General features: G+C 45.2%; 1 pseudogene. It reads right to left on the bottom strand.

Annotated features, from left to right (window positions below):
• A pseudogene (locus AB4486_RS25230) lies at positions 1-507 on the bottom strand (hypothetical protein); the annotation flags it as partial.

Genomic DNA, 507 nt, shown 5'->3' with positions numbered 1-507 from the left:
ACATAGATTGAAGGTTGGCCAAGGCTTTTTATCAAACTTGCAATTTTCGCTTCCATCTTCTGTCGTTCAACAAACACATCAAGCGTGACTGTCACAGAGCCGTTAGGCTTTTCCTGATAAGAAATTTCATTCCAACTGGAAATCACGCCCTGGGGTTCCATCGAAAGTGATTGCATTGCGATTTCTTGTAGGTCGAAATCATTGCGACTTTCTGTTCCCGACAGGGTATCGTAAGACTTTTGCATATAACCAGAATTGACCATAGCGCCAAGTACCTGACTAATAGCGCGTTTGAAGGCGTCTTGTTCCGCCGCTTGCCTTGCACTCAATGCCAATTTCTTACTTTCACGCCCTTCACCGACAACCACGACAGACATAACCGGAGTATCATCCCATTCGATACCGTCATCAGCGCTGTTAAAGCTAGTACTAAGCTTTGGCGCTAAGCGCACTGTTACACAAGTATCATCCCCTTGAATTTCAGGCGAGCTAAAATCGGCATTGATA

Origin of the sequence: Vibrio sp. 10N.222.55.C6 (assembly GCF_041473395.1) — a bacterium.
Classification (GTDB): domain Bacteria; phylum Pseudomonadota; class Gammaproteobacteria; order Enterobacterales; family Vibrionaceae; genus Vibrio; species Vibrio crassostreae_C.
Note: the sequence above shows the minus strand (reverse complement) of the source record. Positions and strands in the feature narration are given on the sequence as shown.